The 20,116-nt window shown below is 64.2% G+C and carries 21 protein-coding genes; 10 read left to right on the plus strand and 11 right to left on the minus strand.

Annotated elements, in window-relative coordinates; translation table 11 throughout:
• The first annotated feature begins 164 nt into the window (after window positions 1-164).
• A complete protein-coding gene (gene cysE / locus GGD66_RS21650) occupies window positions 165-989 on the plus strand; it encodes a serine O-acetyltransferase (protein ID WP_018322099.1) in 825 nt (274 codons plus the stop codon).
• Between the two features lie 145 nt (window positions 990-1,134).
• Entirely contained in the window at window positions 1,135-1,353 is a 219-nt protein-coding gene (locus tag GGD66_RS21655) for a DUF3126 family protein (RefSeq protein ID WP_007602550.1), read from the plus strand.
• Between the two features lie 136 nt (window positions 1,354-1,489).
• Here GGD66_RS21655 and GGD66_RS21660 read toward each other — a convergent pair whose 3' ends face one another.
• The 3 genes from GGD66_RS21660 to GGD66_RS21670 are packed head-to-tail and all read right to left on the minus strand — an operon-like array spanning window position 1,490 to window position 5,225.
• The gene (locus GGD66_RS21660) at window positions 1,490-2,794 is read right to left on the minus strand and encodes an FAD-dependent oxidoreductase (protein ID WP_183258965.1); all 1,305 of its coding nucleotides are present in this window, start codon (window positions 2,792-2,794) and stop codon (window positions 1,490-1,492) included.
• Window positions 2,791-3,096 (minus strand): ferredoxin family protein, encoded by a 306-nt coding sequence (locus tag GGD66_RS21665; RefSeq protein WP_179734467.1) that lies wholly within the window; start codon window positions 3,094-3,096, stop codon window positions 2,791-2,793. Before GGD66_RS21665 ends, GGD66_RS21660 begins: the two co-directional genes overlap by 4 nt.
• Window positions 3,097-3,098: 2 nt before the next feature.
• Window positions 3,099-5,225 (minus strand): molybdopterin-dependent oxidoreductase, encoded by a 2,127-nt coding sequence (locus GGD66_RS21670; protein ID WP_183258966.1) that lies wholly within the window; start codon window positions 5,223-5,225, stop codon window positions 3,099-3,101.
• A 242-nt stretch (window positions 5,226-5,467) separates the two neighbouring features.
• Here GGD66_RS21670 and GGD66_RS21675 point away from each other — a divergent pair, with 242 nt between their 5' ends.
• Window positions 5,468-6,328, plus strand: a complete 861-nt coding sequence (locus GGD66_RS21675) for an AraC family transcriptional regulator (RefSeq protein ID WP_183258967.1) — start codon at window positions 5,468-5,470, stop codon at window positions 6,326-6,328.
• Window positions 6,329-6,494: 166 nt separating this feature from the next.
• Here GGD66_RS21675 and GGD66_RS21680 read toward each other — a convergent pair whose 3' ends face one another.
• Window positions 6,495-7,202 carry a hypothetical protein gene (locus GGD66_RS21680; protein WP_183258968.1) on the minus strand — a complete coding sequence of 236 codons (708 nt, stop codon included), beginning with the start codon at window positions 7,200-7,202 and terminating at the stop codon, window positions 6,495-6,497.
• A 222-nt stretch (window positions 7,203-7,424) separates the two neighbouring features.
• Between GGD66_RS21680 and GGD66_RS21685 the strand changes: the two genes are divergently transcribed.
• The 3 genes from GGD66_RS21685 to GGD66_RS21695 all read left to right on the plus strand — a co-directional run bounded on the left by GGD66_RS21685 (window position 7,425) and on the right by GGD66_RS21695 (window position 10,192).
• Complete coding sequence (locus tag GGD66_RS21685) at window positions 7,425-7,754, plus strand: DUF6949 family protein (RefSeq protein ID WP_018322105.1); 330 nt, start codon at window positions 7,425-7,427, stop codon at window positions 7,752-7,754.
• Window positions 7,755-7,842: 88 nt separating this feature from the next.
• Complete coding sequence (locus tag GGD66_RS21690) at window positions 7,843-8,373, plus strand: gamma carbonic anhydrase family protein (protein ID WP_183258969.1); 531 nt, start codon at window positions 7,843-7,845, stop codon at window positions 8,371-8,373.
• A gap of 124 nt (window positions 8,374-8,497) precedes the next feature.
• Window positions 8,498-10,192 (plus strand): PAS-domain containing protein, encoded by a 1,695-nt coding sequence (locus GGD66_RS21695; protein ID WP_092259212.1) that lies wholly within the window; start codon window positions 8,498-8,500, stop codon window positions 10,190-10,192.
• A 31-nt stretch (window positions 10,193-10,223) separates the two neighbouring features.
• Here the strand turns inward: GGD66_RS21695 and GGD66_RS21700 are convergent, their stop codons facing one another.
• Complete coding sequence (locus GGD66_RS21700; protein ID WP_177237229.1) at window positions 10,224-10,388, minus strand: hypothetical protein; 165 nt, start codon at window positions 10,386-10,388, stop codon at window positions 10,224-10,226.
• Between the two features lie 94 nt (window positions 10,389-10,482).
• Between GGD66_RS21700 and GGD66_RS21705 the strand changes: the two genes are divergently transcribed.
• Window positions 10,483-10,821 carry a hypothetical protein gene (locus tag GGD66_RS21705; RefSeq protein WP_018322108.1) on the plus strand — a complete coding sequence of 113 codons (339 nt, stop codon included), beginning with the start codon at window positions 10,483-10,485 and terminating at the stop codon, window positions 10,819-10,821.
• 103 nt (window positions 10,822-10,924) lie between these two features.
• On the plus strand, window positions 10,925-11,302 hold the full coding sequence (locus GGD66_RS21710) for a hypothetical protein (RefSeq protein WP_183258970.1): 378 nt from the start codon (window positions 10,925-10,927) through the stop codon (window positions 11,300-11,302).
• 175 nt (window positions 11,303-11,477) lie between these two features.
• Here GGD66_RS21710 and GGD66_RS21715 read toward each other — a convergent pair whose 3' ends face one another.
• The 6 genes from GGD66_RS21715 to GGD66_RS21740 form a co-directional block, all read right to left on the minus strand.
• Entirely contained in the window at window positions 11,478-11,972 is a 495-nt protein-coding gene (locus GGD66_RS21715) for a hypothetical protein (RefSeq protein ID WP_183258971.1), read from the minus strand.
• Between the two features lie 177 nt (window positions 11,973-12,149).
• On the minus strand, window positions 12,150-12,881 hold the full coding sequence (locus GGD66_RS21720; RefSeq protein ID WP_183258972.1) for an aspartate/glutamate racemase family protein: 732 nt from the start codon (window positions 12,879-12,881) through the stop codon (window positions 12,150-12,152).
• 4 nt (window positions 12,882-12,885) lie between these two features.
• A complete protein-coding gene (locus GGD66_RS21725; RefSeq protein WP_091966290.1) occupies window positions 12,886-13,764 on the minus strand; it encodes an ABC transporter permease in 879 nt (292 codons plus the stop codon).
• A gap of 3 nt (window positions 13,765-13,767) precedes the next feature.
• The gene (locus GGD66_RS21730; RefSeq protein WP_018322116.1) at window positions 13,768-14,727 is read right to left on the minus strand and encodes an ABC transporter permease; all 960 of its coding nucleotides are present in this window, start codon (window positions 14,725-14,727) and stop codon (window positions 13,768-13,770) included.
• Window positions 14,727-16,016 carry a PotD/PotF family extracellular solute-binding protein gene (locus GGD66_RS21735; protein WP_026202682.1) on the minus strand — a complete coding sequence of 430 codons (1,290 nt, stop codon included), beginning with the start codon at window positions 16,014-16,016 and terminating at the stop codon, window positions 14,727-14,729. The genes GGD66_RS21730 and GGD66_RS21735 overlap by 1 nt, the downstream gene beginning before the upstream one ends.
• A 42-nt stretch (window positions 16,017-16,058) precedes the next feature.
• Window positions 16,059-17,045, minus strand: coding sequence for an ABC transporter ATP-binding protein (locus GGD66_RS21740; RefSeq protein WP_092259218.1), 987 nt, complete (start codon window positions 17,043-17,045; stop codon window positions 16,059-16,061).
• A gap of 267 nt (window positions 17,046-17,312) precedes the next feature.
• Here GGD66_RS21740 and GGD66_RS21745 point away from each other — a divergent pair, with 267 nt between their 5' ends.
• Window positions 17,313-18,020, plus strand: coding sequence for a GntR family transcriptional regulator (locus tag GGD66_RS21745; protein WP_092259219.1), 708 nt, complete (start codon window positions 17,313-17,315; stop codon window positions 18,018-18,020).
• A 420-nt stretch (window positions 18,021-18,440) separates the two neighbouring features.
• Entirely contained in the window at window positions 18,441-19,988 is a 1,548-nt protein-coding gene (locus GGD66_RS21750) for an FAD-dependent oxidoreductase (RefSeq protein ID WP_183258973.1), read from the plus strand.
• Window positions 19,989-20,116: the final 128 nt, after the last annotated feature.

Raw genomic sequence — 20,116 nt, forward strand, 5'->3', positions numbered from 1 at the left:
GGGGCTTCGAAAGAAACTGTTGTGTTTCAATGTCTTGGCATGCTTTGGCAGGGCAAGGCGCTGTTCACTCTCAGGCAAGCCGGTCAGGACTTCGTCGCCTACACTATGCTATAAAGCCGGCAAAACGAGCCCACTCGAAAGAGCAAATCCCAAAGAGCAAATCCATGGCAGTGCATCAGGTCAATCCGGGAGGAAAGCTCGCATCGCTCGATCCGATCTGGGACCGGATCCGGGGCGAAGCGGAGGACATCGTCCGTCGCGAGCCCGAGCTTGCGACTTTCATCTATTCGACGGTGCTGCATCACAGCCGCCTGGAAGATTCGGTGATCCACCGTGTCGCCGACCGGCTCGATCACTCCGCGCTGTCCGGCGACCTCGTGCGCCAGACCTATGGCGAGGCGCTGCGCGACGATCCCGATCTCGGCAACGCCTTCCGCGCCGATCTCGTGGCCGTCTACGATCGCGATCCCGCGACCTCGCGCTTCATCGATCCCTTGCTCTACTTCAAGGGCTTTCACGCCATCCAGACCCATCGCCTGGCGCACTGGCTCTGGCTGAAGGGCCGCAAGGATTTTGCGTATTACCTGCAGAGCCGCGCCTCCGCGGTGTTCCAGACCGACATCAATCCCGCCGCGCGCATCGGCCGCGGCATCTTCCTCGACCACGCCACCGGCTTCGTCTGCGGTGAGACGGCGGTGATCGAGGACGACGTCTCGATCCTGCACGGCGTCACGCTCGGTGGCACCGGCAAGGAGAACGAGGACCGTCATCCGAAGATCCGCCATGGCGTGTTGATCGGCGCCGGCGCGAAGATCCTCGGCAACATCGAGATCGGCCATTGCGCGCGCATCGCCGCCGGCTCGGTCGTGGTCAAGCCCGTGCCGCACAACGTCACCGTCGCGGGCGTGCCTGCCAAGGTCGTCGGCGAGGCCGGGTGCGCCGAACCGTCGCGCACGATGGATCAGATGATCAACGCGATGGGGCTTTGAGACTTGGGGCTTAAGACTTGGCTTTGAAGGCGAAAAGGGCCGGATTTCCGGCCCTTTCGGTCCCCAAATTCTTTGGCAATTCATGCTGGCGGTTCGTCGCGTCTCGTCCTAAAACCCGCCGACCATTTTCGATCGGAGACTTGCCGTGGACGTCAAAGAAGTCAGAAAGTTAGATGCGTATTTGAAGCGCGTATTCGGCAATCCCAAGATCCGCGTCGTGCCGCGGCCGAAGAAGGACGATTCCGCCGAAGTCTATATCGGCGAGGAATTCATCGGCGTTCTCTTCGTCGACGACGAGGACGACGATCGCTCGTTCCAGTTCCAGATGGCGATCCTCGAGGACGATCTCGTCGATCAGGAGTAGATGCGAGCGTGGTCCGGAAAAGTGCGCCGCGATTTTCCGAAAAGATCATGCTTAAACAACAACCTAAAGCGCGATGACGATTCATCCTGATCGCATCGCGCTTTAGCGCGGTCCGGTGACGCGATCGATTCCGGGGTTACGCGCCCACCGCTGCGAGCATGTCGGGGATTGTGACGAATTTTTCCCGCGGCTTGCCGAGCAGGGCTCCCCTGGATTTCTCGGCAGTATCGATCACCATCCAGTCCGGATAGCTCACGACGTGGGTGACGCGGCCGACGACGCGTGCCAGCAGCGCATCCGGCGTGTCCGGGCGCGCTCGCCGATGCGCAAGATCCGCCAGCACGGCCTCTGCCGTGGCGATGCCGCAGCCGCGATTGGTGCCGATCGTGCCGTTCGGACCGCGTTTGCTCCATCCGCAGGCATAGAGGCCCTCGATCACGCAATGCCCGTTCGTGACACGTCCATTGGCGTTGGCATGAACGCCGCGATGTGTGTCGTAGGGCACGCCGGTGACGGGCGCCGTCCTGCGGCCGACGCTGCCGAACACGAGGCCGCCGGCGATGTCCTCGACGGCGCCGGACCGGTGCGTCACCGAGAGGGTCTCCACCCGGTCTCGTCCGTGGATCGCGAGGGGCGAGAAGCCAAATCGAAAGACACAGCGGCGCGGCCTGGTCGCGGTCTGCTGCGAAAATCCGCGCAGCAGCGACAGCTTCTCGACCAGCTCCGGATCTGCGGGATGCTGCGGTTCGAAGTCCTTCGGCGTGACATCGCGGTAATCGACAAGTGTGTCGCATGACCTCAATTCGAGGAAATCGCGCAATTCCTTGGCGCTGAATTTGGCCTGCACCGGTCCGCCGCGGCCGACGATGGAGATCTCGCGAATCCGGCTCGCCGCCAGCACCTCGAGCGCGTGGCGCGCGATGTCGGTCTGTCGCAGCTCGTCGGCGGTCTTGGCGAGAATGCGTGCGACGTCGAGTGCGACATTGCCGTGACCGATGATGATTGCCGCCTCATGGTCGAAATTGAAGCTGAGATCGGCGAAATCGGGGTGTCCGTTGTACCACGCGACGAAATCGCCGGCGCTGTGGCTCCCGGGTAGAGCCTCGCCCGGAATGCCCAGCGGCCGGCTCAGTTCGGCGCCCGTTGCCAACACGACGGCGTCATAGGCCTCACGCAGCTCGTCGACCGTGACATCGTCTCCGACCGTGACACCGCCGATGAAGCGAAAGCCGGGCATGGCGGCGATGCGGTCGAACGCTGCCGTCACCTGCTTGAGCTTCGGGTGGTCGGGCGCCACGCCGAACCGCACCAGCCCGTACGGCACCGGGAGCCGTTCGAACATGTCAACCGTCACGGATGTACCGGAACGCAAGAGGGCCTCGGCCGTGTAGAAGCCGCTCGGTCCGCTGCCGACGACGGCGATGCGCGTCCCGCCCGTCATCGGCCGAGCGCCAGGCGGCGTGCGTCGGCGCCCGGCAGAGGCACCAGGCGCGCGCTGATGACGGGAGTTTCGGCGGCGCGCTTGCGGTTGACGTCGATCCAGAATTTCTTGTCGGCTGCGAGGCGATAGTCGGGCTCGATCGCACCGACCGGGCAGGCCGGCGCGCAGCCGCCGCAGTCGATGCAGTTTTCCGGATCGATATAGGTCATGGACTCATCGAGGTGAAAACACTCGACGGGACACACCGTGACGCATTCGGTGTATCGGCACCCCCGGCAATTGTCGGTGACCACATAAGTCATCGTCACGCCCCGCTGACTTGGACGAGGATGTCGGAGAATGTCGGGGCCCGGCCGAGGTCGGCGAACGCCGGCGGCGTCAGCACGTGGACCGTCGCGCCCTTGCGATTCGACCGCTGCCAGTACCCGGACGGCGCCACCACGACTCCAGGCATGATGTCGGACGAAACGGTCGCAAAGGCTTCGAATGAGCCCCGATCGTTGAACACGCGAATGGGCGCGCCGGCGACGATCCCGCGCTGTGCGGCATCATCGGGATTGAGAAGCACCGCCTGTTCTTCGCCGGCCTGGGCGGTTTGCGCGGGAAGATTGCCGTAATTCGAGTTCAGGAAGGCGTGGCTCTTCGGCGAGATCAAGCTCAGCGGGTAGCGCGTCGCGAGCACCGGCGCCGTGCGCGGGTTCTCGTTCGGCGGGATGTAGTGGGGCAGGGGATCGACCGGAGTGGCATCCTGGTCGCCGTTGTAGCCCTGGCGGAACAGCGGCACCACGAAGTTGCCGCCGCCCGCGATCGTCGATTTGAACTCGCACTTGCCGGAGGCGGTCGGGAAATTGCCCTCGCGATGCGGCGCCCAGTCGGCGGGCGCCGGCATGTTGAGGCGCGCATAGCCCTTGGTCTTGACGCCGTCGAGCGTGATGCCTTCGAGAACCGGGCTGCTCCAGTCGAGCGAAGCTTCGATGATTTCGTCGTCGGTCCGGAAGAAAGCGGGGTCGGTGATGCCCATTGCGAGCGCCAGGCGGCGGAACAGCTCGGTGTTGGAGACGGCTTCGCCGAGCGGCGCGATCGCCTGGTTGTTGTAGGAGAGGTAAAGGTGCCCCCAGGAGAACATGATGTCCTTCTGCTCGAGCTGCGTGGTTGCGGGCAAAACGATGTCGGCATATCTGGCGGTGTCGGTCAGGAAGTGCTCGCTGACGACGGTGAATAGATCCTCGCGTTCGAGCCCTTTTTCGAGCTTGGCCTGTTCGCTCACCATCGCCATCGGGTTAGCGTTGTATACGAACAGCGCCTTGACCGGTGGGTCGAAGCCGAGCTCGCCGGTCAGCGCAGCTCCAAGCCGCCAGGAATTGAGCACGCGCATTGTCTCGGGCTGCAAATCGGGCCGCATCAACACGTCCCATCTGACCGGGAAGGCCCAGATTGGCAGCTGGAGCAGGCCGCCACCGACATGCTTCCAGGCGCCGATCAGCCCCGGAAGGCAGGCGATCGCACGCACGGTCTGGCCGCCGCCGGCATGCCGCTCGACCGCGACGCCGATGCGTACGACGGCGGGCGGTGTGGTCGCAAATTCTCTGGCCAGCTTGAGGATGTCGTCGACGGGAATGCCAGTTTCCTGCGAGGCAAATTCAGGGGTGTAGGTTGCGGCCCGCTCGGCCAGCTCCTCATAGCCAACGGTGTATTTGTTGACGTAGTCGCGATCGACAAGGTTCTCTTTGATGATGACGTGGATCATCGCCAGCGCGAGCGCGGCGTCAGTGCCGGGCCGGATCGGAATGTGCCAGTCGGCGAGGCGCGCGGTGCGGGTACGGACGGGATCGATCACGACGAGCTTGGCGCCGGCCTTCTTTGCCTGCTCGATGAACGGCCAGTGATGCGAGTTCGTGCTCAGCGTGTTGCAGGCCCACAGGATGATGTATTTCGAGTGCACGAAGCTTTCGGGGTCGACGCCGGGCGTGTGCCCGATCGTCATCATGTACGCTGTGCACGAGGCGGAGTCGCAGAACGTGCGCTCCAGCACTGTCGCACCCAGCTTGTTGAAGAGGGGATCTCCGACATTCAACCCGTTGATGATGCCCTGCGTGCCCAGATAGCTGTAGGGCAGGATCGCCTGCGCGCCGTGCTCGGCGATCACGGAGGTCCAGCGCGATGCGATGGTGTCGATGGCTTCGTCCCAGGAAATCCGCTGGAATTGCCGGGAGCCCTTCGGGCCGACCCGCTTCAGCGGATGGAGGATGCGCTTGTCGCTGTAGACGCGCTCCTCGTAATTGTTGACCTTGACGCAGAGCCGTCCGCGCGTGAACGGGTGATCGGGATTGCCGCGGACGGCGATGGCCTTGCCGTCCTCGACCGTGGTCAGGATGGAGCAGGTGTCCGGGCAGTCGTGGGGGCACGCGCCTATGACCGTGGACCTCGCCATGGATCTCTCCGCTTCCTGATTCAAGACGGTCCGAAGGATGCGGCGGCCGGACCCGCTTTGGCTTTTCAAAACGTGCGGTGTTGTTGTCCCGGACTGCTCTCGTCCGGTGGACGCCCTGGCGGTTCTCTGGCATGCTAATTGCTGGAACCGGCAATACCTCTCTACCTGTACATCGCGTGATCTGGCGGAGATTTCCGATGGGTATGCTTGGCAACTCTGTCGATAAATATGTTACCGGCAGAATGCTCCAGACGTCCAACGACCGGCGGTGGGGGCATCTCCTGGCGGAGCGATGGAGTCATGAGCCGGGCGATCTCCCTCCGCAATTGCCGCGTGATACCGAGATCGCGATATTGCTGCGCGGCAGTTCGGTCGTCGACCGCGAAGGCGCTGGCATGCGGCAGCGCACCTTCGGCAGGAGAGGCACCGTCTGGCTGTGCCCGGCCGGCATCCGCGAAGACTTCATCCGCGTCGAGAACCAGATGCAGGAATGCCTGCATCTCTTTCTTCCGGGCAAGCCGTTCGACGACACCATGCTTAGGGATCTCGACATCGATCCCTCGGGCATGTCCATCCGTTACGAGACGATCGATCGGGACATGTTCATCGAGCATGTCGCGGACCGCATTCTCGCGGAGCTCGCGCAGGAGACCTCCACAGGCCGCCTTTTGATCGAAAGCCTGGGGCGGGCCTTGTCCGCCCATCTGGTGCACAGCTACGCCGCCAGTTCAGTCCGGCTGAAGCAATCCTATGCCGTGCAGAAACCGCTCGATGCAAGGCGCCTGTCGCGCGTCACGGAATTCATCGACGCATCCGTCGAGCGCGAGTTCACCGTGAAGGATCTCGCATCGGTGGCCTGCATGAGCCCGGCGCATTTCTCCCGCAGCTTCAAGGCGGCGACCGGAACTGCACCGCACGAATATGTCAGCCGTCAGCGCCTCGATCTCGCCAAGCGGCTCCTATCGACCAGCGATCGCCCGCTGGTCGATATCGCCTTTGCCGCGGGATTTTCCTCGCAGGCCAATTTCAACCGCGCCTTCCGCAAGGCGGTCGGCACGACGCCGAGCCTTTATCGGGCGCGGAAGGGGATGATGTGGCCTTGAGATCCCCATGGGTTTTGCCCGATGGGTCAAGCTTTAATTCGGAAAGAACGAATATCTAAAAATACGAAGTGCGACCGTGACTTGGCTACTGTGCATGGGGTTGTTTTTCGAGATTTGGTTCGGTGAGGGGTTGAGCCCGGCCTGCAAGCCGATCTCGCGGCCGCGCTCACCCCTTCGGCCCGCGAAGCTGCGCCGTCAGCCTTTCCATCGCCTCCGCCGCATCGCGCCATTGCGACAGCCAACTGCGCGGGAAGCGGAAGGTGAGGTCGGCGCCGCCGACGCGGCGCTCGGACAGGCACATGCCGGGCGTTGACGCATCGCGAGTGCAGCGCGCGGTCAGCGCGGGGCTTGCAGCCGAATAGAAATCTTCGCTGCCGTAAGGGGTCTCAGCGCGGAACATCCGCATCGTCAGGCCGTCCGCGGGCGTCGCTGCGGCCTGGTCGAGATAGCGCGGATAGATCGTGGCTGTCCGCTGCTCGGGCGAGAGCGCATCGTGATGGGCCGTGATCGACAGGAAGATGCGGTCGATCGATTGCACCGCCGCCTCCACCGTGTCGGCGGTGACGTGTTTCGGCGCGCCTGGCGGCTCGAGCGAGGGATAGAGGAAGTCGAGATCGATGCGCTCCTGCGGCCCGGAGTGCCGCTGGATCTTCATGCGGATCGCCGTCACCGGCAGGTTGAACAGCGTGCCGCCGACGCTCACCGGCAGCTTGTCCGGGGCGTTCGCGCCGCGGGTGCCCCAGGTCGGCCACAACAGATAGGCGACGAGCGCGACCGCGCAGACCGCAGCAATGCCGCCGAGCACGATCGGGACGGCATGTGCCCAGGTGCGCGTGCGGGGGGACCTATGGGGAGCTGCCGAAAACACCGTCATGAGCTTGTACGAGGTCGAGCCGGAAGTCGGCCGGTGGCCGACGAATCAGCGGCGAATATGCCACGCGGCGGCGATTTCGCGCAGCGTTCCCGGCTGCGGGGGGCGGGGACGGCCCTGCGTGGACAGGACGGCGGCGTTAACCTTCCCTTAAGGATAATGTAGCGTTAACCCGCACCATTTGTCACAGGAATGCTCGGCGTTGCGTAAGGGCGGACCGTTCCGATGACACCTGAAGCTTTCAACACCTTCTTCTCGATCTGCATTGGCTTCGCGCTCGCGGGCGCGCTCGTGAACGGATACCAGGCGCTGGCGCAGCGGCCCGCCGGGTTCGGCCTGCTGCAGGACGGCGTGGCGCCGAAGACCTTCGCTGCGGTGCCGTTCCTGGTGTTCGCCGCGCCCTTCATCATCATGCGCAACACGCTGCGCGGCATGCGGGTGGAAAGCCGCCGCGCCGAGTTCGTGATGATGGCGACCCTCATCGCCGGGTTCTGGAGCATGATGAGCGGCACCTTCTTCCTGATGACGCTGCGCGCGGCCGGCGTTCTGGGCTGACGCCCGCGCATTGAGCCCTGCCGGCGCGGGCCTTTGCGTCGCGGCTGCCGTTTGGCTATGCCAGTGGTCAACGCGACAGGAGACCTCCATGGCGATCTACGAGCTCGACGGGCAGGCGCCCGACCTTCCCGCCGACGGCAATTATTTCATCGCCGAGACCGCCACCGTGATCGGCCGCGTGCGCCTGAAGCCGGGCGCAAGCGTCTGGTTTGGCGCGGTGTTGCGCGGCGACAATGAGTGGATCGAGATCGGCGAGGGCGCCAATGTGCAGGACGGCTCGACCTGCCACACCGATCTCGGCTTTCCGCTTCACATCGGTCGGAACTGCACGGTCGGCCACAACGTCATCCTGCACGGCTGCACCATCGAGGAGGACGCGCTGATCGGCATGGGCTCGATCGTGATGAACGGGGCGAAGATCGGCCGCAACAGCATCGTCGGCGCCGGTTCCGTCATCACCGAGGGCAAGGAGTTTGCCGAACGTTCCCTGATCATCGGCTCACCGGCGCGCGTGATCCGCACGCTCGACGACGCCCAAGTGCAGAAGATGGGGAGTGCGGCGAGGTTTTACGTGGCCAACGGTCCGCGCTTCAAGAAGGGCCTGAAGCGGATCGGTTGAGATCGCGCGGCCGGCCGGCCCGGCGGCACGGTTCCGTACCGTAAGAATACAGGCAGGTACTTTAATCCTCCGCTAGCGCGATCACGCTTATCGTCGAGCGTTTTCAACCAGGAGGAGCGTCGCCATGAATGCGACGGCGCTGGGATCCGGCTTCGGTGCCGGAACCAATCTATTGAAGAAGTTCGTAAGACTAGCGCGTGGCGCCGACACGCTGACAGTCGCCGAGAAGGTCTACAGCATCGCCGCCTTCCTTGCGATCGTCACCACCTTCCTCCTGGTGATGTCGGTCCAGTCCGTGCGCTTGCAGACGACGTATCGCCACATGCATGTCACCGCCGCCGAGGCGGCGATCGGCGTCGGGCGCATCAATGCGCTGATCTATGCCATCGTGATGGAATCACGCGGCATCTACATGTCGGCCGATCGTCGTGCGATGAAGCCGTTCGCGGACGGGCTGGTGCGGCGCAACCGCGAGCTCGCCGAGGCCGTGAAGAGCATGGAGAAGAACGTCGGCGACGACGACGCCGAGCTGTTCGCGAGCTTCCGCCAGCGCATCTTGCAATTCATCGACTTCCGTCAGGAGCTGGTGCGGCGCGGGATCGAGATCAGCCCGGCCGCGGGGCGCGAATGGGGCGACAATGACGCCAACCGCACCGTGCGCAGCAAGCTCAACAGCGATATCGAGGCGCTCGAGCGCATCTACCAGCAGCGCGCCCGCGAGGCGGACGAACTCGCCAATGAGAACCGCTATGCGGCTGCCTATCTGTTCGCACTCGGACTCGCCGCCTTGATGCTGGCAGCGCTCAACGTCGTCGTCATGCGCAGTTCGATCGTCGGCGCCCTGGCCGATATCACGCAGGCGACCGACCGGATCGCGCAAGGCGACGTCAAGAGCGAGGTGCCGCATCTCGACCGTCACGACGAGATCGGACGTCTTGCGCGCGCCGTGCAGAACTTCCGCGACGCCGTCGCGCGCATCTTCGAGCTCGAGGAGCTCGAGCTCGGCACCGCCCAGGCGCGCGACGCCGCGCGGACCGAGCGCGACCAATTCAACGACAAGTACCAGGCCAAGAAGTGGCAGCTCTCGGCGGCGATCAACAGCATGCCGCAGGGCCTGATCATGCTCGACGGCAAGGCGGTCGTGGTCGCGATGAACTCGAACTACCGGCAGATCTACAATCTGCCCGAGACGATCCAGGCCGGATCGACCCTCGAGGATATCCTCCAGCACCGGGTCAAGAGCGGGCTGTTCAGCGGCGACGTCGCGAAATATGTCGCAGCTGTTCTCGACCGGATCGCCAGGCGCGAACCGGCGGCCTACGAGATCGCCCTGAACGACGGCCGCATCATCAAGATCTACGAGCGTCCGATGGATGGCGGCGGCTGGGTGTCGGTGCAGGAGGACGTCACCGAACAGCGCCAGCGCGAGCGCATTCTCGAGCGGATGGAGCGCTTCCTCGCCACCATCATCGAGAACGTGGCCGAGGGCATCATCGCCAAGGATGCGCGCAATCTGCGCTACGTCTTCGTCAACAAGGCGGCCGAGAAGATGATCGGCATGTCGCGCGGCGAGATCATCGGCAAGACCGCGCGGGAATTGTTCTCCCCGGAGGCGGCCGAACTGATCGAGCGGCGCGACAAGCAGCTGCTCGCGCAGAAACAGCAGCTCGAGCCGATCATCGATACCATCGACAATCCCGCGCGCGGGCGCCGCGTCATCTCCGCACGGCGGGTTCAGATCGGTGGCGCCAGCGAAGAGTCCCACATGTTCGTGACCATGGTCGAGGACCGGACGGAGAATATGGTGGCGGCCGCCTAGCGATTATGCACGCCCTCACGGCAGCACCGCGTCAGCGTCCTTCGGATTCGCGCGCTTCGATTGCGCCTGCGACCTTCTCGTGGCCGGCGGCCCACAGCGCATGCTCGTCGCTGCCGCCGAGGTAAGGATTGGCTTCGGCCGGGATGTTGTCGCGCGCGGCGCGTTCGCCTTCTGCAAAAGGATCGCGATCGGTCATCGTGATTGGGCCTCCTCGCTTTCAAGCTGATGTGACGGCATTTGTTCCGGAACCGGCCTTCGCCGCGGCGGTTGACCGGTAAAGGAGAATTCTCATGGCCGCATCGTCTGCAACCGTCTCAATCAAGACCATGATGGTGATCTTCGCCCTTGTGGCGATGCCAGCCGTCGCATTCGCGCAGGCGGGCGGCGGTTCTGCCGGATCGACCGGAGGCGCTGCGGGATCGACTGGAGGCTCCGTCGGATCGAGCGGAGGCGTCGCCAACTCGCCGGCTCCACCGCCCGGCACCAACAGCCTGGGTACGGCTCAGTCATCCGGCCCGGGCTCCGGAGTTACGACCGGCAGCGGCACAGGCGGCAGCGCCGATGCCACCGTCAATGCCGAGAATCGGATGCTCGACAAGAAGCTCAAGAGCATCTGCCGCGGCTGCTGATCCTCGCGCGGAAGTGAGACAGCGTGGCTGTCCCGAATGCCCACGTGACGTTAGCTTGACCCTGCTTTGAAGCGTGGAGCGTGTCCACGCGGAGGATCGAGTGATGTTACGCAGGATGATGATGGCGGCGCTGGCCGTCGCGGCGGTCGGGCTGTCGGCGCCGCAGGTGGCCCACGCAGGCGGATTCGGACATGGCGGCGGGGGACATGGCGGCTGGGGGCACGGCGGGAGCGGCTGGGGCCATGGCGGCCATTGGCATGGCGGCGGCTTCTGGCCCGGAGTTGCGATCGGGGCAGGCATCGCCGGCGCCGGCTACTACGGTGGCTATTACGGCTACGGCTACCCCTATTACGGCGGTCCTGCTTATTATAGTACCGGCTACGGCGACTACAACGATGGTTATGGCGGCTGCTACGTCGCGCGCAAGCGAGTCATGACGCCAGCGGGCTGGCGTATCCGCCGCGTGGACGTCTGCGAATAGCGTCCCACAAAAAACAAGGCCGTTGACGCAGTATACCGTCAACGACCTTGCCAGCCCCGGACATTGAAATCGGCTCACGCCATCCGGTAGGGGCGAGCATCGCGCGGAATCATACGGCTGAATGTGATCCAGTTCACAAGTGGCGAAAATAAAAGTTCCACCGCGGGGCGGACACTCAGCCGCGCGAGCGCTTTCGCGCGCTGGCGTGGGCACGGTGCCGCGCCGGTTTCCTACGGGTAACCGAGGGCGTTTCAACTTCGGTCGCCCGTGCGCTGGCAAACGACTGCCGCAAGCCGTCGATGGACTCGTTCAGCGATGCGACTTGCTCGGACAGGCGCTTGGTGTCGGCCTGCTGCGCCGCCATCAGCCGCTTCATCGTCTGGAGCTGGTCCTGCACGACCTGCAGCTGGTCGATCGATTCCTGCTGCGTCGCCTCCAGCCCCTTGGTCTTCTCGACCAGCTGTTCGGAGGCCTGGGCCGTGCGGGCCTGGAGCTGCCGCGATGCCACCACCCGGTCGGCTTCAGGTGCGGCGCCGGTATAGGCCCGCCAGATCGCGATCGAGGTCACCCCCGCAATCAGGAGCAGGAGCGCAGCGGCGGTCAGCGCGATGGGCTGGGCGCCAAGGCGAAGCAGGGGGGTCGACGGTGTGTCCTGGGCGAGATCGATCATCGCTGACAAAACCCAAATTGAAACTTGGTGAGTGGCGAAGACCGGCAACCAGAGGTCGCCGGGGCGTCCCGAAAGTGTTACGTTTCCGCAAGGAATGGGACCAAAAAGAGGCTAAGGGCCAAAAAACCAGGAATCAGCGGGCCTTGCGGCCTCCAAGGCTCCGCCTTGGCGCGGGAATCAAGGTTGAAACGGCGCAAACGGCCCAGAATAGGTCTTGGCGCGCGGTGCCGCATAGGGTCCGAGCCGGGAGGTCTTCAGGCCCAGCCGCACCAGTGATTCCGCCAGCGTCACCGCTGCAGCGACACCGTCGATCACGGGCAGGCCGTGGGCAGTGGCGAGTTCAGCTGCGAGATCGGCCATGCCGGCACAGCCGAGCACGACGGCTTCCGCCCGGTCGTCGCGGATCGCGGTCGTGATCTCGGTGGAGATCTTTGCGAGCGCGTCCGTGTTGCGCTCCTCGAGCGCCAGCACCGGGACCTCGGCGGCGCGCACGCGGGCGCAGCGCTCAGCGAGGCCGTATTTCCGCAAATTATGTTCGATCGGCACGATGGAGACACCGAGCGTCGTCACCACGGCAAAGCGCGCAGCGATCAGGCTCGCCATGTGGAAGCCGGCCTCTCCAATGCCGATCACCGGCGCCCTCGCGACGGCGCGCGCGGCATCCAAGCCGGTGTCGTCGAAGCAGGCGATGATGTGGGCCTCCGCACCATCGCTGTCGGCCTCGCGGATGCAGCCGAGCATGCCGGGCACGGCGAAGGCTTCGTCGTAAAATCCCTCGATCGAGACGGGGCCCATCGTCGGCTGCCGCGCGTCGATCACCGTGCCGGGCAGGGCGACGCTGCGCGCTGCAGCGGCGATCTTCGCCGTCATGGACGCTGTGGTGTTGGGATTGACGACGTGCAGCCGCATCGGATCAGACGAGCCCTTTGCCGGCGTCCGAACCCTTCGCCGCCTGCCGCTTGTTGAGCATGTGGATGGTGCCGAGCGCAAGCGTGATCACCGTGAACGAGACGGCCGAAATCACGGTGCCGAGCGCGTAGATGTCGGGATTCGTCACCGTGGTGGTCAGGCCCTGCAGATCGAGCGGCAGCGTATTCACCGCCCCGATCGCCTGGCTGGACCGGGCGAGCTCGTCCCAGGACAGCGTGAAGCCGAACAGGCCGATGCCGATCACGGAAGGCAGGATGATCGGCAGCACGACATGGCGAAACGTCTGCCACGGCGTCGCCCCCAGATCGCGCGCGGCTTCCTCGAGGCGGGGATCGAAGCGGTTGAAGATCGCGAACATGATGAGAAGGCCGAACGGCAGCGTCCAGGTCAGGTGTGCGCCGAGACCCGATGTGAGCAGGCCCATCGAGGTCTCGAAATTCTCGTTCCAATGCGCCTTGATCAGATCGTCGATGATACGGAATTCCAGGGAGATGCCGAGCGAGGTGATGATCGAGGGCACGATCAGGCTGGCGATCGCCGAGTAGAACAGGATGCTTTGCGCCCTGAACTTCCTGCGAAAGGCCATGCCGGCGGCGACCGACAGCACGACGGTGACGATCATCACGATCACGCCGAGCAGCAGCGAGCGGCGGAAGGCCGCGCCGAGGTCGACGATGCCGGTGCCCTGGAACAGCTTTGCGATCCAGAAGGTCGACACGCCATTCATCGGGAAAGTAAGGCCGCCCTGCGGCCCCTGGAACGACAGCACGTAGATCGCGATCATCGGGCCGTAGAGGAACAGCACATAGGCCGCGAAGAAGATCGCGAGCACGTAGAAAGAGCGCGGGCGTCCTTCCTTCATGCTCTAGAGTTCCTTCTTGATGTCGACGATGCGCGACATCATGGTGATGATCAGGAAGGTGATCGCGAGCAGGATCACGGCGTTGGCCGCGGCGGCCGGGAATTGCAGCGCGTTGACCCGCGTCTCGATGATCTTGCCGGCAGCTGCGATCTGCTGGCCGCCCATCACGCCGATGGTAATGAAATCGCCCATCACGATGGTGATGACGAAGATCGAGCCGATCACGATGCCCGGCTTTGCCAGCGGGATGATGACGTTGACCAGCGTCTGGAAGCCGGTCGCGCCGGCGTCATAGGCGGCCTCGATCAGCGACTTGTCGATGCGGATCATCGAATTGAAGATCGGCACCACCATGAAGAAGGTGAAGAGGTGCACCAGCGCCAGCACCACCGAGAATTCGGAAAACAGCAGCCATTCCAGTGGGTGGTTGATCAGGCCCGTTTTGACCAGGCCGGAATTGACGAGGCCGTTGCGCCCGAGCAGCGGGATCCAGGCGATCATGCGGATCACGTTGGAGGTCCAGAACGGGATCGTGCAGAGCAGCGACAATCCCATCTGCCAGGTCTTGGACTTGACATGGAAGGCGAGGAAATAGGCGACCCAGAAGCCGATAAACAGCGTGATCGCCCAGACCAGGAAGCACAGCTTCAGCGTCTTCAGATAGGTCTTGCCGATCGTGCAGAGGTCGGGGAGCTGCGCGATGCAGCCTTCGAACGTGTCGGTGTAACCGCGGCCCGAGAAGGCCGGCAGCAACTGGTATTCGTTGTAGTCCCAGAACGAGACGATGACGACGAAGACGAGCGGAATGAGGAAGAAGGCCAGAAACACCAGCATCATCGGCCCGGCCTGAAGCCAGGAGATGAAGGAGGGCGACAGGCGCGTCGGCTTTGCCGCGCGCGCTGTGCCCGACCCCGGGATCAAGCCCGGGGACGCCTGTTGCAGGACCTCTTCCGACATGTCCATTACGCCGCGATGAACTCATTCCACTTGCGGACCATGTAGTCGTTCTCGTCCATCACCGCGTTCCAGCAGGCGACGCCGCCCATGCGGTCCTCATAGGAGCCGCCGTCACGCACGGCGCCGGCCTTTTCGAGCAGCGAGCCGTCGGGCGCCTTGATGTCCTTCTCGGCCGGCTTGCCTTCCATCCAATAGGCCCACTCGTAGGGCTCCATATGCGCCTTCGCGGTGGAGAGCACGGCGGAGTAGTAGCCCTGGCGATTGAGATAGGCGCCGGCATAGCCGGACAGGAACCAGTTCACGAACTCATAGGCCCATTCGAGCTTCGCGCCCGAGACGCCCTTGGAGACGCAGAAGCCCGAAGCCCAGGAGCGATAGCCTTCCTTCAGCGGCTGGAAGGTGCAGGCAATGCCCATCGAGCGGACCTTGGTGACTGCCGGCGACCACATCGACTGGATCACGGTTTCCCCTGATGCCATCAGGTTGACGCTCTCGTTGAAGTCTTTCCAGAACGCGCGGAACTGGCCGGCCTTTTTGGCCTCGGTCATCACCTTCATGGTGAGATCGATCTCTTCCTTGGTCATGTTGCCCTTGTCGGCATATTTGTACTTGCCGGTGGCTTCCACGACCATCGCGGCGTCCATGATGCCGATCGAGGGGATGTTGAGGATCGAGGCCTTGCCCTTGAACTCGGGGTTGAGCAGCTCGGACCAGGAGCTGATCGGCCGCTTGATCAGGTCGGGGCGGATGCCCAGCGTGTCGGCGTTGTAGACCGTCGGGATCAGCGTGACGAATTCAGTCGCCGAGGTCGCGAACTTCTTGGAGTCCTTGCCCTCGAGATACAGCACCTTCCAGGGCGCGGTGCCCTGGCCGCCGATCTTCTTGCCGCCGGGCGTCTCGCCCTTGGTGAAGACAGGCGTGATGTTGTCGAACTGTTTGATCTTCCTGGCGTCGAGCGCGAGGATGTTGCCCGACGGCACGATCTTCTTCAGCGAGAAATATTCGGTGTCCAGCACGTCGAAGGAGTTCGGCTGGGTCATCACGCGCTTGGTGACGTCGTCGGTGGTCGCGGTGATGTACTCGATCTTGATGCCGGTGTCCTTCAGGCACTGCTTGGAGATGTCGTCGCCCTCGTTCACGGCGGTGCCAAGATAGCGCAGCACCTTGGTCTCGGCCGACTTCACATAGGGAAAGCCGGTGATGGCGCCGGAGCCGGCGGCAAGGCCGGCCAGACTGGCGGTGCCCTTGAGCAGCGTGCGGCGGCTGACGCCCTTGGTCCTTGTGGTCTCGCTCATGTCAGTCACTCCTCTGTTGCGCATTCCAGTGATCGATCGGCGCTATTGCAGGCGTTGCGCCTTGGCGGGATCCCAGGTGGCCAGCACGCGATCGCCCGGACGGAACGGGTGGACGTCGAAAGTGGCTTCGGGAACGTGGGAGAACAGGGCGGTGCCGTCGTCGAGCGTGAGCGAGACGGCGATGTAGGAGCCCTGGTACTCGGTCTGTATCAGCCGCGCCGGCGCGCCGAAGGCGCCGTCGGTGAACGGCGCGATGCCGAGCTGATCGGCGCGCACGGCAATCAGCTTGCCGGCGTCGCTGAGCACGTTGTGGCCGCCGATGAAGCGCGCCACGAATTCGGTGCGGGGATGGTGGAAGATGTCGCGGGCCGTGCCCTGCTGCTCGATCCGGCCGTGGTTCATCACCACGATATGGTCGGCGAGCGCCATCGCCTCTTCCTGGCCGTGGGTGACCTGGATGAAGCTGATGCCGAGCTCGCGCTGCAGCCGTTTCAATTCACCGCGCATCTTCACCCGCAGGAAAGGATCGAGCGCCGAGAGCGGCTCGTCGAGCAGGAGGATCTGCGGCTCGGTGATCAGCGCGCGGGCGAGCGCAACGCGCTGCTGCTGGCCGCCGGAGAGCTGTGCCGGCAGACGGCCCGCATATTGGCTCATCGCCACCAGCTCGAGCAGTTCGCCGGCGCGCTTGTGGCGCGTCGGCTTGTCGACGCCGCGCATCTTCAGCGCAAAGGCGACATTGTCGATCACGCTGAGATGCGGAAACAGTGCGTAGGACTGGAACATCATCGCGGTGCCGCGCTCGGCCGGCGGTAGGTCGGTGACGTTCTGGCTGCCCAGGATGATGTCGCCCGCGCTGACCGCCTCGTGGCCCGCGATCATCCGCAGGGTCGAGGTCTTGCCGCAGCCGGACGGGCCGAGCAGGCAGCAATAGGTGCCGGCCGGGATCTTCAAATTGACGGTGTCGACCGCCAGCGTCGTGTCGTAGCGCTTGGTGACGGCGACCAGTTCGAGAGCGGCGGGAGTGGCCATGGCGTGTCCGAGGAGGGGCGGTGCTTCCGGGCTCTCTCCGCAAGGTCCGTGCCAACCGCCGCTTGGCCGGCCGAATTCCGAAACTGTGCAGTGGAGTCAGATCGTTAGATCGAATCCTGGGCCTCCGGGCTGCCCGCCGCTTGCACAGTCATTTGCACACAAAATGGGCGAAGATTGTATAAAGTTTCGCCTGTGATTGGATACAGGTCGTCGACTAACATTCGAAGCGAACGTCGTCGATCGCCCTCAAGCCCAACTCTCGAACCAATGGCCGCCAAGTCCCGCCCCAAATCCGACGCGCCAGATGCGAGCGATCGCGTCAGCCGCATCCGGGAGGGCGTGACCGCCGCGATCCTCGAGCATCGCCTGCTGCCGGGCACGAAGCTCGGCGAGGACGAGATCGGTGAGATCTACGGCGCGAGCCGCACGCTGGTCCGCACCGCGCTGCAGCAACTTGCGCATGAGGGCATCGTCAACATCGAGAAGAACCGCGGCGCGTTCGTCGCGCGTCCTACGCCCGCCGATGCCCGCGAGGTGTTCGAGGCGCGGCGCCTGATCGAGCCCACCATCGTCGATCACGCCATCGACGCGATGTCGCCGGCCTGGCTCGATCGTCTCCAGCAACATCTCACCGAGGAACGCGAGGCCGAGCTGCGCGGCGACGCGCGCGCCTCGGTTCGGCTTTCCGGTGAGTTTCACAAGCTCGTCGCCGAGATGAGCGGTCACAGCATCTATCTCGGCTTCCTCAAGGAGCTGATCGCGCGCTCCTCGCTCATCATCCTGCTGTACCGCCGCCACGACACGCCGGCCTGCGGCACCGATCATCACGCCGGCATCGTCGCCGCCATCCGCAACCGCGACAAGCAGGCGGCGCGCGCGCAGATGCTCTCGCATTTGACCGAGATCGAGGACGAGCTGTTCCTCAAGGACCCCGCCGCCGACGAGCTGCGGCTCGCGGACGTGCTGGGCGTCTGATCGGCACCGATCTTAGGCGCCAGGAATAGCGCCAGGAATCCGCGCCGGAGCCACGATCCCGCGTCAGTGGTTGAGTGCGCGCTCTGCGGCGAGCTGTCCGTCCGGGGTGATCTCGTAGTCGCCGCCTCGCTTTGTCATCCATCCTGACCTGACCATCTCCCGTGCCAGCTGCACCGAGCAGATCGGATGGTTACCTCCTGGGTAATACAGCCTGTCATTTCGGACCAGCAAGTGTCCGTACAGTTGGGCATGACGTAATGCCCTGCGCATCCCGGGTGATGGATCTTTCATGCCGGTTCAAGCGCGAGCGCGACGAAGGTTCCTAATCAACGCCGTGACTTTCGATGGCTTTGCGCTGCAGAGGGCGGGTAGGAACTCGCGTTCTGCCGCATCGTTTGTTGTTTTCGAAGGAGCAGCATCATGAACGTACGGGACGAGTACACGCGATCGCTCTGGATGGATGTTTCGGTCGCGGATGCCCCTGCGCTGTCGCGCACCGTGGGCGTAGACGTCGTTGTCATCGGCTCCGGAATAGCCGGGCTGTCGGTGGCTTATGAACTGGCCTGCCATGGACGTTCGGTCGCCGTGCTCGACCGCGGCGGCATCGGCAGCGGGATGACGGCGCGCACCACGGCGCATCTGGCGACGGCGCTCGACGATGGCTACGGCGAATTGGTCCGGGTCCGCGGCCCTGATTGTGCGCGGCACTATTATCAGAGCGTCGAAGCCGCAATCGACCGCGCCGAGGCCATTCAGCGCGACGAGCACATCGATTGCGATTTTCGGCGTGTCGACGGTTACTGGGTGCAGGCGCCCGAAACGCCCGCATCCGAGCTGGATGAGGAATTGGATTGCTGTCGCAAGCTCGGGATCCCCGTCGAAGATTGCGCCGAGCCGACCGTGTTCCATTCTGGAGGTGTGGTGCGTTCGTTGCGTTTTTCCCGCCAGGCGCGCCTGCACCCGACCAGATATCTTGCTGGCCTAGCCGGCGCCCTTCAGCGCCGCGGGGCGCAGCTCTATGGCGACACCTGCGTTGAAAGCATCCGGCAAGAGCGTGGCGACATGATCGTGACGACCGCCTCGGGCTACGAGGTCCACGCCGCCGACGTGGTCGTCGCGACGAACTCGCCGGTCAATGTGCAGGTGGCGATCCATACCAAGCAGGCGCCTTACCGCACTTATGCTCTCGCCGCCAAAATCCCGGCCGGCGCGCTGGAGGATGCGCTGTATTGGGACACGCTCGATCCCTATCACTATGTCAGGCTTCAACCGCTCTCCGCGGAGGAGGACCTCGTCATCATCGGCGGCGAAGATCACAAGTCCGGTGAAGCGGACGACGGCGCACAGCGCCTTGCCGCGCTCGAACGCTGGGCGCGCGAGCGATTGCCGGCGCTGCGCGAGGTCACTCATCGATGGTCAGGTCAGGTGCTGGAGCCGAGCGATTTCGTCGGCTTCATTGGCCGCAGCCCCGGCGAGGAGCACCTTTTCATCGTCAGCGGTGACTCCGGACAGGGCATCACCAACGGGCTGGTGGCGGGCATGCTGATTGCGGATCTCGTCATGACCGGCGCGAGCCCGTGGGAGGATGTCTACGCCCCGGCCCGCAAGATTCAAAAGAACATCGGCGAGTTCATCAGCGAGAACATCACGCCGCTGAAGAATTTCGCGGAGTATCTGACGGCGAGCGAGATCGCGGGCGTCGAACATTTGCGCCCCGGGGAGGGGCGCCTTGTCCGCAGCGGCCTGAAGAAGATCGCGGCGTGCCGGGACCGAAACGGACATTTGCATCTGCATTCGGCAAGCTGCACCCATCTCGGCTGCGTCGTGCACTGGAATGCGCTCGAGCAATGTTGGGATTGCCCGTGTCACGGTTCGCAATTCGCCCCTGATGGCACCGCGCTCAACGGCCCTGCCGTGTCTCCGCTCGGCGATATCGAGAAGCCAGCCAATCTTGAAGCCGCAGAGTGAGGCGAGCAACCTCGCCGACGTGCCGGGCGCGTGAGCGAGGCGCGTTCGGCAGCTGATCTCGCACGCGGCGATATCTCATTGATTCAAATTGGAGCCGACCGCGGCGACCTCCCGCCAATGCAGATGGC

The organism is Bradyrhizobium sp. CIR48, from assembly GCF_014198315.1.
GTDB lineage: Bacteria > Pseudomonadota > Alphaproteobacteria > Rhizobiales > Xanthobacteraceae > Bradyrhizobium.